At 43.7% G+C, this 18,012-nt stretch carries 13 protein-coding genes; 6 read left to right on the top strand and 7 right to left on the bottom strand.

The window, feature by feature from the left end:
- Positions 1-65 precede the first annotated feature (65 nt).
- Both AAFN85_RS04365 and AAFN85_RS04360 read right to left on the bottom strand, forming a co-directional pair.
- Positions 66-2,027, bottom strand: coding sequence for a histidine kinase (locus AAFN85_RS04365; RefSeq protein ID WP_347525738.1), 1,962 nt, complete (start codon positions 2,025-2,027; stop codon positions 66-68).
- A gap of 105 nt (positions 2,028-2,132) precedes the next feature.
- On the bottom strand, positions 2,133-2,765 hold the full coding sequence (locus tag AAFN85_RS04360; protein ID WP_347525737.1) for a response regulator transcription factor: 633 nt from the start codon (positions 2,763-2,765) through the stop codon (positions 2,133-2,135).
- Positions 2,766-2,958: 193 nt separating this feature from the next.
- On the opposite strand from AAFN85_RS04360, the gene AAFN85_RS04355 reads away from it, so the two are divergent.
- The 3 genes from AAFN85_RS04355 to AAFN85_RS04345 all read left to right on the top strand — a co-directional run bounded on the left by AAFN85_RS04355 (position 2,959) and on the right by AAFN85_RS04345 (position 5,399).
- Positions 2,959-3,585, top strand: a complete 627-nt coding sequence (locus tag AAFN85_RS04355) for a porin family protein (protein WP_347525736.1) — start codon at positions 2,959-2,961, stop codon at positions 3,583-3,585.
- A gap of 33 nt (positions 3,586-3,618) precedes the next feature.
- Positions 3,619-4,851: a hypothetical protein gene (locus tag AAFN85_RS04350; protein ID WP_347525735.1), complete on the top strand. Its 1,233-nt coding sequence runs from the start codon at positions 3,619-3,621 to the stop codon at positions 4,849-4,851.
- Positions 4,852-4,925: 74 nt separating this feature from the next.
- Positions 4,926-5,399: a hypothetical protein gene (locus AAFN85_RS04345; RefSeq protein ID WP_347525734.1), complete on the top strand. Its 474-nt coding sequence runs from the start codon at positions 4,926-4,928 to the stop codon at positions 5,397-5,399.
- 111 nt (positions 5,400-5,510) lie between these two features.
- On the opposite strand, the gene AAFN85_RS04340 is transcribed toward AAFN85_RS04345, so the two are convergent.
- Complete coding sequence (locus AAFN85_RS04340) at positions 5,511-5,906, bottom strand: DoxX family protein (protein ID WP_347525733.1); 396 nt, start codon at positions 5,904-5,906, stop codon at positions 5,511-5,513.
- Positions 5,907-6,162: 256 nt separating this feature from the next.
- Here AAFN85_RS04340 and AAFN85_RS04335 point away from each other — a divergent pair, with 256 nt between their 5' ends.
- The 3 genes from AAFN85_RS04335 (at position 6,163) to AAFN85_RS04325 (ending at position 9,101) form a co-directional block, all read left to right on the top strand.
- A complete protein-coding gene (locus AAFN85_RS04335; protein ID WP_347525732.1) occupies positions 6,163-6,966 on the top strand; it encodes a lysophospholipid acyltransferase family protein in 804 nt (267 codons plus the stop codon).
- A gap of 119 nt (positions 6,967-7,085) precedes the next feature.
- A complete protein-coding gene (locus tag AAFN85_RS04330) occupies positions 7,086-7,973 on the top strand; it encodes a helix-turn-helix domain-containing protein (protein ID WP_347525731.1) in 888 nt (295 codons plus the stop codon).
- 87 nt (positions 7,974-8,060) lie between these two features.
- Complete coding sequence (locus tag AAFN85_RS04325) at positions 8,061-9,101, top strand: NAD(P)-dependent alcohol dehydrogenase (protein WP_347525730.1); 1,041 nt, start codon at positions 8,061-8,063, stop codon at positions 9,099-9,101.
- A 54-nt stretch (positions 9,102-9,155) separates the two neighbouring features.
- Here the strand turns inward: AAFN85_RS04325 and AAFN85_RS04320 are convergent, their stop codons facing one another.
- From AAFN85_RS04320 to AAFN85_RS04305, 4 genes are all read right to left on the bottom strand, one after another.
- Entirely contained in the window at positions 9,156-10,286 is a 1,131-nt protein-coding gene (locus AAFN85_RS04320; protein ID WP_347525729.1) for a formylglycine-generating enzyme family protein, read from the bottom strand.
- A 26-nt stretch (positions 10,287-10,312) separates the two neighbouring features.
- Positions 10,313-13,429: an AsmA family protein gene (locus tag AAFN85_RS04315; protein ID WP_347525728.1), complete on the bottom strand. Its 3,117-nt coding sequence runs from the start codon at positions 13,427-13,429 to the stop codon at positions 10,313-10,315.
- 336 nt (positions 13,430-13,765) lie between these two features.
- The gene (locus tag AAFN85_RS04310; protein ID WP_347525727.1) at positions 13,766-16,246 is read right to left on the bottom strand and encodes a DUF4965 domain-containing protein; all 2,481 of its coding nucleotides are present in this window, start codon (positions 16,244-16,246) and stop codon (positions 13,766-13,768) included.
- 45 nt (positions 16,247-16,291) lie between these two features.
- Positions 16,292-18,007 (bottom strand): arylsulfatase, encoded by a 1,716-nt coding sequence (locus tag AAFN85_RS04305; RefSeq protein ID WP_347525726.1) that lies wholly within the window; start codon positions 18,005-18,007, stop codon positions 16,292-16,294.
- Positions 18,008-18,012 lie beyond the last annotated feature (5 nt).

The following is an 18,012-nucleotide window of genomic DNA, read 5'->3' as shown; positions in this document are numbered from 1 at the left end:
CAGGGTTACACGCGATCTGGTATCTTTACCCCCAAAGCTTTTACAGTTTTATCTACAGCACAATTTTACTCAGTGCGATTGCCAGTAATAGTAACCCGTAAGTACACAGTTGTACCTTCATTGTTTTCGAAGGTAGCTTCGCCATTTATTTCCACCATCCGCTTGCTGATATTTTTCAAACCATTTCCAAACGAATTACCTTTTGATAAACCGCCGCCGTCATCCTTAACCGTCACAGTTAGGGTGCTATCTACCATGCTGATTTCAATCCAGGCATTTTTGGCACCCGAATGCTTATAAATATTGTTAAGCGCTTCCTTTACACATAAAAAAACATTTTTACGCTGCAGCCCGCTTAGTTGCACGTGAACAGCCTCGGCAGGTAAATTACTATTGAATTTAATTGGGCTGTTTTCAAAAAATGTAAACCCGTATGCCCGGATGTATTCGATAAGGCTTTGCAGTGTATCGTTTTCTGCATTCAATGCCCACACAATAACGTTCATTCGTTGTGTTACCTCTTTGGTTATTCCTGATATTTTCTGAGCGTATTGATTTAGTTGCTCAGCCTGTTCGTTTTGTTCGGCTATGAGGTCGCTTACCATCCTTATGGTGCTTAAGCCGCCACCTACGTCGTCGTGCAGGTCGGCAATAATACGTTTACGCTCATCCTCTTTAGCATCGGATATTGCTTGTTGCAGTTCCCGTTCATTTTCGGCCAAAATTTCCTTAATCTTTTGCTTTTGTTTTTGTTTCCGTTGTCTTAGTATTACCACACCCAAAGCAGATAATAATACCAACAAACCGGTTATTCCATAAATAAGATATTGCTTCCTGTTCAGATCATATTTTTGGCGGATGATGGTATTTTCGTTTTTCTGTACATCATATTTGGTTTGCAGCTCAACTACTGCTTCGGCGGTATTTTCCTTGTAGATCGAATCGCGTAGTTTCAATTTTTCGCTTTGAACCTCGCTTAGCCGCTTATAATCATGGGCCGCTAAAAAGGCTTCGCTCATGGCATCATAAACCGATGCTTTTGATAAAATGTCCCCCCCGTTTTGGTTTACAAGTTGCAGCGCCTGCTGGTTTAACTCAATAGCTTTGGCACTGTTATTATTATTTTTATAAAACGTGGCCAGCGTGGTAAGGTCGGCAATAAGATAGTGCACATCACCTATCTTTTTTCTCACTTCAACAGCTTCATCAAGGGCCGCTTTAGCGGGGTTCATCTTACCATATTCGGCCAGCGTTTGGCCGTACATGGTTAAGCCGTTGGCAAGGTTAGTAAGGTTATTGTTTTTACGGGCGTAATAAATGGATTTTTGCAAATACGTTTCTATCGAGTCTTCATTAGCCTTGGTATCATTCAATGTAGCAATGTGGTAATAAACTATAGCAAGGTTTGTAAAAACAAAACTGCATTTGGCTTTAAGTTTTTCGGTAGGCATCAACTTAAGCGCGGTGTAGTGCCATTTCAAGGCATCTTTTAATTTTTTTAGCCGTGCGTAAGCATTCCCAATACCCGAATTAAATCTAATAAGCCCAACAGTATCTTTATATTTTTCGGCAATTGGAATAAGCCTGAAATTTTGTTTAAGCACCTCATCATAATGCAGCCCTCGCATCAGTATGTTTACTCTTAATCCATAATATACCGGGTAACGGCTATCATAAGGAGAGCTGGCTGTAAGTCGCCTGATCACGTTATCGATGGCAGCAGATGCTGAGTCTAACTTATTTTTTTGAAATAAACAAACAACGGTATAATAATCGCACTGCAACCGGGCATTGTTATTTTTGGTTTCAATGGCAATTTTATCGGCTATTTTAGTAAATTTGGATAAGGTATCTGGCGTCATCGATTCCCATTCATCGCAAAATTTAAACAAAGCCTGCAGTTTCAATTGCGGCGTTTGCATAGTGCCGATCTTGTTTTTCAGGCTATCCAGCCTGGTGGTTTGTGCCAAACAGGCTATATGCATTAATGCAATTACGTAAATAACTAAAACTGTTTTTTTTACCATTGATCTTATCACTTAAAAACAAACATGTTGCCTATTTTGCATATCATAAAAACCTAAAGCAAGTTCGCATCGCCATTCCCCACTTAACCTGCTTCGCCAAACAATTTATCTTTTCAGGTATAAATTCACCGCTTCAACCCTTGTGTTTACCTGTAGTTTTTCGTAGATATTTTGTATGTGCGTGCGTACCGTAGCCGGGCTGATATAAAGCTTATCAGCTACTTCTTTATTCATTAAACCAGTTGCCAATAGGTCGAGTACGGCTTTTTCGCGCTCTGTAAGTGCCAGTATCAATTCGTTTTGGACTTCGTGCTGCTTAAAACTGCTAACTACCTTGCGTGCTATGCTGCTGCTCATGGGGCTGCCACCGGCAAGCATATCCGCCAAAGCTTCTATCATTTTAGCAGGGCCTTCGCTTTTCAATATATATCCACTTGCTCCTGCTTTAAGTGAATTGAATATTTTATCGCTGTCTTCATAAGCTGTACACATCAAAAAAAGCATTTTCGGAAACTGATTTTTTAATGCTGCAACACAGGCAATTCCGCTTATACCCGGCAGGTTAATATCCATCATCACAGCATCGGGCTTCAACTTCATTATAGCAGGAGTAGCTTCTTCGGCGCTCGCGTAACTACCCGCCGCAATTAACCCGTTGGTCAGTTGTACCATAGTAGTCATGGCATCACGCAACTCGTGTTTATCCTCTACTATGCAAATAGTTTTTTTGTTCAACATCCTGCAAAATTAAGTGCTGTTCAGGTCAATCAATCTACGTAAAAGATATGATATAACAGTACTCGGTCTGTTGCCGAATTTGGTACACTATACGATGAATTGCGTATTGTACAGCATCCGATCCCCTCACATCTTTGCTTTGTAAATATTTGTAAATCAACCACAAAAAACTCATTCAATCCACAACCCAAACATGAAAAAATCATTCAAACACATCATTATCACATCAATCGTTTGCATTGCTGTATGTTCAACACTATCCGTGAAGGCGCAATTCTCTCCGGGGATACGGGCAGGGGCAAATTTTGCTACCGAACCTGTTAACGGCTTTTATCACGTGTTTTTAGCCCGGCCTTATGTCGGCGTTTTCGGTCAGTATAATTTGGGTAGTTCCGTAGGCGTGCAACTCGGCGTTAACTACTCGGGCGAAGGTGCCAATTATAAAGACCTAAGCAATAACGACGTATATCACGTAAGGCATTCATTCATTACAATCCCGCTGTTGGTACAGTATAAGTTTGGCTTTGGCGGCTACATTGAAGCCGGTCCCCAATTGGGCTTTTTAATAGCGGCAAGTGCAAAGTACAACGACCAAGCCAGTCAAAATACTAAAGACTATTACAAAGGCACAGACATGAGCGTTGGCGGAGGTATAGGTTATGACTTTAAAAAATCATTACAGGGCTGGGGCCTTAGCTTAAGGTATATGCGTGGGGTTACTAACCTTAACAAAACAGCGGTAGATGCGGATAACCAGGCTATCAGATCGCGTGTGTTAAGTGCCGGTATTACTTACAAATTACCTGTAAGCGGCAAGTAACGTATTGAATAAATACCAATCAACTAAAATATTATGAAAGCAATAAAACTATTACCCCTACTGCTTTTACTTGCTGTTATTTTTAATTCGTGTAGTAAAAGCAATGTAAAGCCAAATACGCCGAAAACAACGGATACCACCGGCCCCGGCACTACTACTGGAATTGTAACCGGTGGGCCAGGTGTTTATGTATCAGGCTACGATGCCGCGAAAGCAAATTCAAACAGCCTGCCCCGCGTAGCTACCTTATGGAAAGATGGTAAAGCCTATAAGCTAAGTGATGGTACTTTTAATGCAGGCGCAAGTTCAGTATATGCCGACGGCACAAATGTGTATGTGGCTGGCTTTGAAAGTACCAAAAGCGGTATAGGAATAGCCAAACTTTGGGTTAACGGGGTTGCCACCAACCTTACTGATGGCAAATACGACGCCAAAGCTTTTTCTGTATTTGTAAGCAATGGTAAGGTGTATGTGGCAGGTTACGAATCATCAAAAGTGCTGGCTGGCGCTGGCTCGTACCTTCCGGTAGCTAAGCTTTGGGTAAACAATGTAGCTACCACTCTTAGCAGCGGAGCCTATGCTACCTCGGTATATGTATCTGCAAGTGATGTATATGTTACCGGCAGCAGTGAGATTGCCAATGCCATGATCTGGAAAAACGGCGTTGCCACTACGCTAACAGGCAGCGGGGCACAAGACTATCCGCCGACATCGATTTTTGTGTATAATAAAGACGTATATGTAGCAGGTGAGGGTTATCCCACCAATACGTTAGATCATAAGTGGTTTATGAAACTTGATTCTGTTACTAAAAATTATCTTAAAAGTGATCTTTTTGTTAATGGCAGTTACGTTTACGGCTTTCCATATCACATTGGCGTAATATGGAAAAACGGTATAGCTGATAACCCTGTATTGAGCGAAGACTACCAGGCGCTCACTTATGCAAAATCTGTTTTTGTGAGTGGTGGCGATGTGTACATAGCCGGGGGGCAGCAAGCGGGAATGGCTACCATTTGGAAAAACGGAGTGAATACCAACCTAAGCAAGCCTAACGATATAGCGGCAGTTTACTCGGTATTTGTAAGCGGAACGGATGTGTACGTGGCCGGCATGGCAACCAATGCCAGCGGTAAGCGGGTAGCTACTTTATGGAAAAATGGGGTAGCTACAAACATAGGCAACAGCGATAACGACACAAGCACAATAAACCTGATAGGCGGCGGACAAGCAAGTTCGGTTTTCGTGGTGAAAAAGCCAGCCTAACCTTTAAAACCTAATGCCAAGTCAAAACGTGTGAGTAAACAAGTTCATTTAAAATTTCAACAATAGGTAAAACGATGAAACAGATACTAAACCTTATCACTATATTTTTCATTGCCGCAATAGCATTGTCGGCCTGTTCAAAAAAAAGCAGCGATACTGTAAAACCTACCGATAATACCGGTTCCGTTTTTTATCACGGAAATATTATGGGATCGCCAAATACAATTGTAGGGCCTGGCAATGCAATTTTATTAAGGAGCAATGGAACCATGAGAGAATACGCCAATGATTATTATTCGTTAGGTACAAGCATGGCGGGGAAGGACACAGCCAGCGCGAAGATAAAACTTGAGGGTACCTACATAACCAAAACTGATAAGAATGGCCTTACTACCATTACGGCAACATGGCGCCAAACAAATGGCTCGCCGGTGTTAACTTATACCCTGATAGGAGAACAGGGCAATACAACTTTAAATGGTACACTTACAAGCGCAGGAACAGGAATTGGTACAGTTGCCGAATTTCAATTCACCAAAACTCCTTAATACAAAGAATCAGGCCGATAAAATCGGCCTGATTCTTTGTATTAAGGTTAAAAGATGCGAACCTAATAGCATCACCTGTTTTGATTAATTATTTTAGTAAGGTCAGTCTATTTACGCGTTAGCCTGGTTAACGTAAACCGCAGGGTAAAGCTTGCGGAACATAATGTAAGTTACGCTTACCATAATAAAAGCAACAATGGCATCTATTGTAGCCGGGAAACTAAGCACCGCAATTTTTGATAAAAAGGCAAAGATGATATCGAAAAAGATGCCCGCAAATACCCATTCTTTTAACCTGAGTAATCTGTTAGGGGTTAAAAGCACCGCTACTCCAGATAGTTTGGCCACACCCAAAATGTAGATAAAGTGTGGCGGGTAACCCAATTTTACAGTTATTCCCCAAACCAGGGGGTTATTTGTAAGTTCGCCTAAACCACTTGCGGTAAACCATGCTGCTGTAAGTACTGCGCCTATCCAATAGATTGTTTTTACTGTTTTTGTTTTCATGACTTTTAGTTTTTGAGTTGTTTGTTTGAGTTGTTTGATGGCTCAAAATTGCCCCAAAAACCATCATTCTCTAAGCTGTTTCAACCCGAAGCAGACAAATTGAACCCTGACCCGGACAATGCTTTGCCCGATGTAGCAGCATTGCATAATAAAAGCGTAAACAAAATGAATTTTAGGAATTATAGACTGCGTTATTACACGGAAAGCTTAACAGCGATAGGGGCTTCACTTCACACTGGGGGTATATCTTTACAAGATGTCATTGATCTCTCCTGAAGATTTTGCCCGGGCAACCGGCACATCGCCCTACCCCAAACTGGCTTTGCTGTTAATGAAGCTCATGAAAATTGACGCTTTTAACCAGATGATGAACCAGGCCGGAGAGTTAGAGGGCGTAGAGTTCTGCAAGTTTGTGCTTGATTTTTTAGGGATAAATATCAAGGTTGATGAGCAGCAGCTGGCAAACATCCCCGAAAGCGGGCCTTTTATAGCTGTATGTAACCACCCCTATGGCGGGATAGAATCACTGGCACTTTTAATTCTATTGGTAAGTAAACGACCAGATACCCTCTTTATGGGAAACTTCCTGCTAAAAAAGGTGCCCAACCTTGCTGACTATATCATAGCGGTAAACCCCTTCGAAAAAATAAAAGATAGTTCGAGCATTACGGGGCTTAAGCTAACCATGGCCAAGCTTAAGGAAGGCGTACCCGTGGCGATATTTCCGGCGGGCGAAGTTTCGGCCTACAATTTTAACCGGTTTAAAATAACCGATAGGGATTGGCATCCCGTTGTAGGTAAACTAATAACCAAAGCCGCTGTACCGGTTATTCCCATCTATTTTCATGGCGATAATGGTTTAGCCTTCGGCCTGTTACGGCACATTCATCCCGGTCTACAAACTGCTATGCTACCGGCACAGCTTTTCAATAAAAAAGGATTGGAATTGCGGGTTTGTATCGGGAAGGCGGTATTGCCCGCAAAGCCAGGAACTACCCCCAATGAAAGGTTGAATGACTTAACCGATCTTCGGAAAATAACTTACGCACTGGCCGATTAAAAGATGAGTATCTACTCTATCGTTCATAAACAAGTCATAAATCAATCCAATTAGTTGTTATTACCGCACTACATTGGCTCACTGCTATCATTCCCCTTTGATTTGTTTAACTTAGAGCAATGGAAGCAATTGAAGTTTCAACGATCACCAATAGTTATCTCGACAATATTCACACCGATAAAGCACAATTCAGGGTAGCTACCACCTGTACAGCCAACTGCGATTTGACGGCCTACATGAGGCGCGGATTTTATAAAATTACCCTATCAATGAAAGGCTACACCAAGCTGTTTTATGCCAACCGGGGTATAGTTATTGATAAGCCCGCCCTGATATTTACCAATCCACAGATCCCCTATGCCTGGGAAGATACGCATGACGAAAGTGAGCGCTATTTTTGTGTGTTCACCAACCAATTTTTGCATGGCGCCAACCGCATGGAAAGCCTTGATGACCTCAACCTGTTTAAACCCGGCGGTACCCCTGTTTATTTTTTAAACGATGAACAGGCTGCCTACCTCTACAGCATTTTCACCCGCATGCTGCAAGAGGCTGAAACAGACTACATTTACAAGTACGATCTGATGCGTAACCAGCTTAACCTCATCATACATGAGGCCATAAAAATGCAGCCTGCAATAGCGTATTTCAACCCGCAAAACGCGGCATCGCGCATAGCTAAATTATTTTCAACGCTGTTGGAAAAACAGTTCCCTGTTGACTCAGGGCAGTTTTCGCTGAAGCTGAAAAAAGCAGGTGATTATGCTGATAAACTGGCCATACATGTTAATCATTTGAACGCCGCCGTACGCGAGGTTACCGGAAAATCTACAACCACACATATTAACGACAGGATACTGGCCGAAGCTCGTTCGCTGCTTACCCACACCGATTGGACCATAGCCGATATTGCCAGCAGCCTGGGTTTTGATTACGCGTCGTACTTTAATAACTTTTTCAAAAAGCATACCGGGCATACCCCATTAGCCATGCGAAAAACGCTTTGAAAAGTATAATTATTACTTTGAAACCTTTATTGCTATTTGGCTTAATCGGGGTTAACTTTGTTGTACATAAAACATAAAATCTTAACTATGATACAAGCAAAAGCGTACGCGGCCCAAAGCCCCGAAACAGATCTTGCGCCCTGGGATTTTGAACGTCGTGAGGTTGGGCCTCATGATATTCAAATAGAGATCCAATACTGCGGCGTTTGTCACTCAGATCTTCACCAAATTAAAAACGACTGGTTCCCGGGTGTATTCCCAATGGTACCAGGCCACGAAATTGTTGGCAAAATTGTTAAAGTTGGTGATCACGTTAAAAACTTTAAAGTAGGTGAACTTGCCGGTGTTGGCTGTATGGTTGACTCATGCCAGGTTTGCGAAAACTGCAAAGACGATTTGGAGCAATACTGCCTTGAAGGTAGCACTCAAACCTATAACAACCTTGACAGACAAGGCGTACCAACTTACGGCGGTTACTCAAGCGCTATTGTTGTTCGCGAAGAGTTTGTACTGCACGTATCTGACAAATTGCCACTTGCGGCTACAGCACCTTTACTTTGCGCAGGCATCACTACCTACTCGCCACTGCGCCACTGGAAAGTTGGTAAAGGCCACAAACTTGCCGTATTAGGCTTAGGTGGTTTAGGCCACATGGGCGTTAAATTTGGCGTTGCTTTTGGTGCCGACGTTACTGTGTTGAGTACTTCTGCCTCGAAAGAGCAAGCAGCTAAAGATCTGGGCGCTCACCACTTTGTGGTAACATCAGATCCGGCACAGGTTGAAGCGGTAAAAGGATCGTTCGATTTTATCCTCGATACCGTTTCTGCCGAGCATGATATGGATATGTACCTTTCGTTATTACGTACCAATGGTACTTTGATAGGTGTAGGTGTTCCATCGCAGCCTTACTCAATCCGTCCGTTCTCATTATTAGGCGGCCGTAAAAGCATGGCAGGTTCGGGCATCGGTGGTATCCGCGAAACTCAGGAAATGCTTGATTTTTGCGCAGAGCATAACATCGTATCAGATATCGAACTGATCGATATTAAAGATATCACTGCAAGCTACGCAAGGATGGAAAAAGGCGATGTGCGTTACAGGTTTGTAATTGACATGGCTACTTTGTAAGCCTCTCTTAGACTTTTAATGATGAAGGCGGCAACGAAAGTGCCGCCTTTGTTGTTATTTATCAGCCACGCACCTAAACCCCAGATGTTCCAACCCACTATCTTCCGTACTTTTCATCCTCCGGGCTACTCTAAAGCCTGAGCAATAGCTATCATTACATAAAAACGAACCACCACGGATCACACGTTTGGCGGCATTAGGCTCATCTGGGTCATAGCTTTTGTTGGGGCCGTGTGGGTTATTGCTGATGTTGTTATCTTTTAAATAGGCGTAGTATTGATTATAGTACAGATCTTCGCACCATTCCCAAACATTGCCGGCCATATCGTAAAGGCCATAACCGTTTGGCTGAAACGAGCGTACCGGGGCGCTGTAGTAATACATATCGCGCGTAGTGTTATTATATGGAAAATCGCCCTCCCAAATATTGGTTTTGGTTTTGCCTTCGGTAACGGGTTGGTTTCCCCAGGGATAGATAGCATTATCAAGCCCTCCCCTTGCGGCCCATTCCCATTCGGCTTCGTAGGGTAGGCGTTTACCGGCCCATTTACAGTAGGCCTGGGCATCGTACCATGATATTTGTACTACAGGGTAATTTTCTTTTCCGTTGATGTTACTGCCGGGGCCGTGCGGGTGCTTCCAGTCGGCACCTTTTTTCCATTCCCACCATTGGCTGTAATCGTTGAGGGATATTTTACTTTTCGCAGGTTTAAATACCAGCGAGGCTGCAACCATCAGGCTATCGGGCGGTGAAGGCGTGCCGGGAGGGAGTTGTTTTTTGAGTTCGTTCCAGTCGGGTTTCTTTTCGGCGGTGGTGATGTAACCGGTGGCTTTTACAAATTGAGCGAATTGTTTATTGGTAACCTCGTTCACATCCATCCAAAAGCCGTTAACGGTAACCTGGTGTTTAGGATACTCGTCGGCTTCGGCTTGTTGGTTGTCGCCGCCCATCATAAAGGTGCCGCCTTTTATAAAAACCATGCCTTCGTGGCTGATGGATTTGCCGGGCGTTAACGCATTGATACCTTTATTTGACAAGCCGGGGAAGCGTGATGGTACCCCGGTTTCGCAATTAACCTTGCTTTTTAAAGTATCGGCAACAGCTATATGCTTTTCTTTATTCGCTTGTTTACATCCAGCAAAAACAACAAACGCTATCGCAACCGCAGCTTTAATTCTACTCATCTTTCCTAAAAACCCCTTGCTCAAATTTATTCCTCCTCCTTCGTTTCCTGTAGTTCGTCTTCTTTTTTGCCTTTACCCAGATGGATGATCGGCTTATCCTGTGTACCTGTAATAGTCATCGGGATACCAAAAATACCAAACGGCGGCAGACCAAGCCTGAATTTCAGGTTCAATTTACCATCCAAGCCTACCTGGCCTTCAAACCTCGGTCTGAAACCGGCTATTCGCATTTTAGTACGCTCGATAGTGATGATGTTATTGGCAACTGTAGTTTTGATATCTACCTTTTTCACATCTCCCTTACCTAAACTATCGTGCCCGGTTTGTTTACCAACTGAACTCAGCAATTTTAAACCGTAAACTTTAACCTGCTTAACGGATAGTACACCGCCACCTTTTAACGATGGGTAAATAGGTTTCATATCGCCATTAAGCTTACCTGCCAGTTTATAATCTAAAGAAACCGTGCCCTGCACATGCTCGGCCGATGAGGCCATATCATGAAACAGTTTGATCTCTTTATAAGCTCTTTGAATATCAAATTCTTTAGCGCTGATGTGATAATCAAAAAACGCTTTCTGCGGGGTAACGCTGCCATAGGTGGCATCCATCACTACCGGGGCGCCTATCATGCTGAAACCTGCCTGTTTTAAAATGATCTGCCCGTTGGTTATGCTCATGGCGCCTTTGGCATCGTTTATATCCAGCCCATTGTATTTTACTTTTTTAACATCGGCAGCAAAATTAAGGTCGAGGTTCGACGGCACCAGGATAACGCCCGATGATTTGGTAGGTTTAGCAGATGGCGCTGAACCTGCAAAGGCCATAAAATCATCAGCAATGATCTGATCGCTGGTTAAACTAAACTCACCTTTCAGCGGGGAATTTTTCTGCGTGGCGTAGCCGATAACGTTGGATAATGCACCGTTCAGCACCACCTTGTTTTTACCGTAATTAGCCGAAAACTGGTCGAAATTCATTTTATCCTGGTTAAAGCTGAAGACGCCTGTGCGGATAAAGAATGGTTTCGGGAACAGCTCTGAACTCAGTTTGATGTTCTTAACCTTCATGCTACCCGAGTTAGCCAGCTTATCATAATGGCCTGCAACCGCATCGCTTTGCTTCCCTTTTAAGGAGAAGTTGGTAGTTACCAAGCCTTTTACATCGTAACCCTTAATGGCAAACACTTTATAAATTTTGCCAATATCCAAACTACCATGCGATGCCAGGCTGTAATCCAGATCGTCAAAGTTGCGCAGGTTAGCTTTTAGCAAAAATGGTTGCCCTTCAAAATTGAACGATACCGGTTTGATGTTGACCTTCAAGCCTTTCATCGATCCGGTGTTGTTGAATATATCCACATTAACCTGCATGTTTTGTACAGGGTGCGGATAGTACTTGGTTTGGATATAGCCGTTGGTCAGGTTGATTTGCGCATTGGTAACCGGGAAAATCCTTTTCGCGGGGATATACCGGCCCTTGGTTTGCAGGTTGGCATCCAGATCGCCTTTTAGCGTGATGCTATCTGCGGGTACAAACTGCGTGATGTCATCCAGTTTAAATTTCGCGTTCAATCCGGCATCTATTAAAGCACCTGCTTTATTACTCATTTTAAGGTAGCCTTTAATGTAGTTGTTCAGGGCGTTGAGGTTAAGGTTCCGCAGATCCATAGTAGCGTTGGCTACGTTGTGATCGGGACAGGCGGCATTCAGATCAAAGCTGATATTGGTGATGGCTTGCGGCAGTTTGGTGTATTTGAAATACCCATTCCTGAAGCTTGAATGCACATTAAATTTAGGCACGCTGGTTATTACGGTATCAATTTTACCCCTTAAGCCAGTACGTTTAATACCTGTGGTGTATCGTCCGTCCGTTTCCATGTGTAAGGTATAGCGTCCTTTTACCTGGAACGGTTTAACACCAAACACCTTGTACCATTGCTCCAGATCAATCTCGGTATTTACCTTAGCGTACACGTACGGCGATTTGATTCCTCTCACTTTAATCACCGAACCAAAGTAATCCTTCCCAATATTAAAATACACCGAATCGATATTCACATTCAGGCTATCAGGGTTCAGGCCGGGCAGCTTCGCATCCATATTGAGGTAAAGGTTTTTTACCGGGGCGGGAGTGTTTTTATTGGCGATATAACCATCGCGCAGTTTGGCGCTGATGCTCAGATCGGGCATAATGTTTTTGGATGCGATGTATTTGCCTGTGAGGTTTAACTGAATAACACCGTTTCCGTTGATATCCATATCATCAACATATTTGGCGTACTCATCCGGAATGGCGGTGAAGATATCGCCCAGATCGTTTTGATCACTGCGGATCTTGAAATCCATATCATACCCATCTTTCAAAAACTCAAACCTGCCTTTAAAATTAACCGGAAGCTGATTGATAAGCAGGTCGTTTTTCTGGAACGCGAATGCCAATGATTTGGTGTTGATGCTGGTAACCAGATCGGCATTAACTTTTTTGTGTACTACATAAGGTTTACCACCATAACTAAAATCAACCGATGTAGCATCGATATGGCTAAACAGGTCGAACACATCTTTGCTCAAATCGCCACTGCCTTTGTAGTTAAAATTGCGGGCGGCTATCTGCATCGGCATCGACCGGTCGTTGTAAGCAAGGTTACTTTTTTCGATCAGGATCTGCTCAATACCTAATGAGGCACTTGCGGTGTCGGCCTTATCAGCCTGCTTTTGTGCGGTAGATTTATAAACGTTGTAGTTAGCCTTACCCGCGCTATCAACCTGGATATTGATTAAAGCCTGGTTCAGGTAGATCTTGTTTACGTTGATCTTACTCTTAAATACCGACGAAAGATCAATCGCCAACGAGATCTCCTTAGCCGAAACCAGCGTATCGTTTTGAAAAGGCTGGCTGCCATTCAGCACAAAATCATCCAGCGTTAAAGTAAGCGAAGGGAATTTTTTAAAGAAAGATAGGTGCGTACCCGTGAATGATAACTTACTGGTTACGCTCCCCGCAGCCCATTGTTTTATTTTTTCTGTTACCGTTTGCGGAAAAAGCATTGGCAACAGAAACATCAGCAGCAATAAGCTAACTATGGTAATACCGCTTATTTTAAGCGTTTTAAATATGATTTTTTTAATCGGGACCGGCATAGGATATCAGTATAGCTAACAAAGGTTGAAAATACTGATAAATGCCTTTATTTGGGTATCAAATTATTGTGAAGTTTTGGGAGGTGTAGAGCGGTTGAGTTTTTAATTCCCTCCCTTGGGAGGGGTGCGGTTGGGTTGCGTGGTGGCAGGGAGGGGTTTCTACACCCTGCTCGCTGATATGCAAGGTGGCGAAACCCCTCCCTACACCCTCCCAGGAGAAGGGAATCGCACGGGCCCTCGCTTTTTTATATCGTACTATCAGCTCTTCTTCATAAACAAAAAAAAGGGATACCGCTTCGCGGCATCCCTTTTCATATCAAGATCAAACTACGCTACTTATTTCTTAGCAGCCAATTTATCCCTCAAAGTTTTCATATAATAACCACCAATAACACTACGTGCCTGGAAGCCTACCATTTTACCGTTGGTAGTTTCGTGCCAGTCGCTTAGTGGTACGCGCGATGATGTCTCGGTAGCGAATTTGTAAACAGGGGCTACCAGGGCATTGAAATCGGCTTTGTTATCGGCCATTGCGGCAGTCCAAAGGATCCAGTCGCTTTTTGTGTAGGTTTTACGACTGTCAAGCGGTAAGCCGAACTCGTTTTGGTGCGCTAAGTAGAATTTAAACTCCTTATCGTACACTTTTTGCGGAAACAGGTTTAAGCCTAACACTTTATCCCAAACCATGTTGTATTTCTGGCTCCAGGTATCTTTACTGTCGAATACTAAACCATAGTGGTCGCCTGCATCCGCTTTATCCTGCCATTTTTTAGCCATATCCTTAGCCATAGCTTTGTATTTTTTAGCAGCTGCGGCATCGCCTAACATACCTGCTAATTCGCCATAGGCATCAATAGCTACAATAGCTTTTACCGATAGGTTGGCATTATGTGCCAGGTGACCGGCAAAATCATCAGTACATAACTGGTTACCCGGATCAAAACCTGCTTTTGCAAGGTAATCAGTCCAGATGGTTAAAGTTTTCCAGTGCTTTTTGGCGTAGTTGGCGTTACCTTCCACTTTAGCCAAAGCTTCGGCCAGGATGATCATGTTACCGCTTTCTTCAACCGGCATATCTTCGCCATAAGTTTGACCGTTAGCTAATGGGTATGTACCCAAATCGTGCGATGAATATGGTTTATTCCATTTACCGCTTTCGCTGAAATAGAAGATACCGCTCATCATACCTTTTAACAATTCGGGATTGTAAAGTAGGTACATTGGTGCTGATGGATAGGTAATATCTACAGTGTTGATAGATCCATTGCTGAAGTTCTCTTTCGATAAGAACAACAACTCGCCCTGAGGGCTTTTTACCACGTGGTGCGCAGCAATGCTTTGGCGATAAGCCATTACACAAAGCTTAGCATATTTTTCACCGCCTGCTTTAATAGCGTCGGCCCAGATCTTAGCATCAGTTTTGGCACACGCGCCTAACACTTTAGCATAACCTTTAGTAGCATCGCTCAATACGCCTTCGATGGTAGCGCCCGGGGTATTTCTCCACCATGGCCTTAAGTTGGTTTTAAAGTATTGGATGGCATAGATATCATCATAACCAACCGAAATAAATTTAGATACCGGCGTAGCGCTTACTTTACCAAACGGAATTACAGTGCTTAACATTAACTGTTTGCCGGTTGCTGAAGCTTCGCCGCTTTTGCCGCCTACAAATGATGATACAGCATCACCTTCGGGAGTGATATATTGTTTAGCGCCCGCGGTTGATGAAGATACATAAGCGTAGCCCCAGTCAATACGTACGTTATCGCCTTTTTTCTGCAAAACAGGTTGTTCAACAGTACCTACTTTTAACAATTTCAAGCCATTGGCGGTGTACCTTGAAGCGGTAACTTCTTGCGAAGGTGTGTTTACAGCCAAATTGCTTGATACCCCTTGATAGATCTCCACATCATGCGCTTTACCATCAATTGCTTTTAGCTGGTAAGTGATGTACGATACCGGAGTGGTCAGCAATTTCAAATCGTTAATTACCAATGGCGAGGTGAAGGTAACTTTCAGGTTAACATCGCCTGCTTTAAAGTTATATACTGTTTGGGTAGCGGTAACTTTAACGCTGGTTTGCTCGGCAAGTTTAACTGCTTCGTCGTCTTTGCTTAAAACCTCTTCGGTAAGGCCTGCATCAATGAATGAGCCACCGCCTGTGTTTTTACAGTGGATAGCCAAAACGTTCTCTCCTACCTTTAAATTCGATTTAGCACTTGCCGGTAAAGCAAAAGTTTCAAAATCGCCGTTGGCACCACCTTCGGCAGCAATTTGCACGCCATTCAGGTACACTTCGGCTTCATCGTCATGATAAAGTTTCACCATTAAACGACCTTTAGGCAATTCAGATACGGTGAATTTACGACGCACCCAGATATCCTTTCCTCTCCAGTCGGTACCTTTAATGGCGCGTTCATCGCCATAAGGGGCGGTAGCAGTTTTCCAGCTTTGATCGTTAAAGCCTGGTTTTGCCCAATCTTCGGCAGGGGCGGTTTCGGCTACGTACTGACTGGTGTATGATTTCTCGTCGGTTGCGGCTAAAATAGTTTTATAGTTAACGGCCGATGCCCCCATAAAACGGTAGTAATTGCCATCAACTTTAACCAGGCCTAATAGCGATTGATCTTTACCTGTCCAGTGTTTGGTGGTCGATTCGTTCAGTTTATCAGTATTGCTCCAAACGCAGAAATAGGTATTGTGCGTAATGAGCGGGTACGACGGCATCTTATCCTGAGCCGATGCTGTTTGTGCAATAAACGATGCTGCCAATCCGGAAACAAGCAGGTACGTTTTTTTGAAAATGCGATTCATAAACTACGTTTTACTTTTTGGTTTTAATTTATTGTTGGGGAATTATTATTTACTGTTTTTGCCCGGCTTCGGGAACACTTTATGCGTATCGGCCCAAATGTGCCATAAGCTATCCAACTGGTGCACTTTTGCCGGGTATTTGGTTTTTAAATCGGTTGTTTCGGTTTTATCGTTAGCCATATCAAACAAATGCCAGGTGGTATCATTACTTAACGATACCAGTTTCCAGTTACCTAAACGCGCGTAGCGGGCACCAAAGTGTTCGTTAAATAAATCCTCATGACCGCCGGTTTGCTTGCCGCTAAAGGTTGGCACTAAACTGATACCTGTGGTTGGTTGAATAGTATGGCCTTTATAAGTGGTAGGATATTTAGCCCCTGACAGTTCAACAAAGGTGCTCATGAAATCCATCACATGCCCCATGTGGCTATTGAAACCTCCTTTTGGTGCCGAAATTCCTTTTGGCCAGTAAGCTATCATGGGGGTATGTACCCCACCCTCGTATGATTCGGCTTTCCAGTATTCGTAAGGCGTATTGGCTACATTAGCCCAACGCTGCCCTATAGATGAATAAGTAGTTTCGGGGCCGGGCATAGCCTGCTTTTCGGTAGCGTAAATTACTTTACGCCCGTCGCGGGTTTCGTTAGGGCGATCAAAGCCAGGGCCATAAGCGGCGCAATTTTCGGCGCTTGCACCATTATCCGACAGGAAAACAATCAGCGTATTATCCAGCTGACCGGTTTGTTTAAGCGCGTTAATGATGCGCCCAATGCCCTGATCCATCCTATCAATCATGGCGGCGTGTACGGCCATGGCCATAGCGTCCCACTCTTTGGCTGGGTTTTTATCCCAATCCAGGTCGCCTTTCCAGCGGTCGGATAGTTTGGTTTTTGTTGGGTCGATCAAACCTAAACGCACCATTTTTTTGTATCTCGCTTCGCGGATAGCTTGCCAGCCTGCTTTGTAGGTGTCTTTGTATTTGGCGATATCTTCTGGCTTAGCCTGAAGCGGCCAGTGCGGGGCATTTTCCGCTACATATAAAAAGAATGGCTTGGATGATTTTGCGTAGCCCTTAATGTAAGCCACAGCCGTATCGTTAATGGCATCGGTATGGTAATAGTTTTTCGGAACAGTTTTAATTGGCGTAGTACCACTCACCAAACTAAATGGATCATAAAAATCAACCACGCCCCAAATGGTACCAAAAAACTTTTCAAAGCCGCGACTGGTTGGATACTGGCTTATAGGTGAAAACTCGGGGTAATCTTTATGGTGGTTCAGCCAATCCAACTGGTCTTTAGCATTGGGCTGCCCGTTGGTATTAGATACATGCCACTTGCCACTCATGGCGGTATGATACCCTGCCGATCTCAAAACCTCGGCAATAGTTACCGCATTATCGGTAATATGGCCAAGATATCCCGGCTCATCCTCGGCATCGGTCATTTTGCCTATGCCGGCTTGCTGGTTATATAAACCTGTAAGTAACGAAGCCCTTGTTGGGCAGCAACGCGAAGTGTTATAAAACTGCGTATAGCGGATTCCGTTTTGGGCAAGATAATCCAGATTAGGCGTTTTAACCTCTCCCCCATAACAACCAATATCCGAAAAGCCGAGGTCATCGGCCAGGATCACGATGATGTTCGGTCGTTTTTTGGGAGGGGCCGGTTGTTTGCTTTTCGGTACCACTTGCCAGGCTACAGAAGCCAAAGCAGCAGTGCCAATTAAAAACAGGCCTGTAAATAATTTACGTTTACTCATAGGTG

Source organism: Mucilaginibacter sp. CAU 1740 (genome assembly GCF_039839285.1).
In the GTDB taxonomy this organism is placed as follows: Bacteria; Bacteroidota; Bacteroidia; order Sphingobacteriales; family Sphingobacteriaceae; genus Mucilaginibacter.
This window is presented reverse-complemented; position numbering and strand designations above follow the sequence as displayed.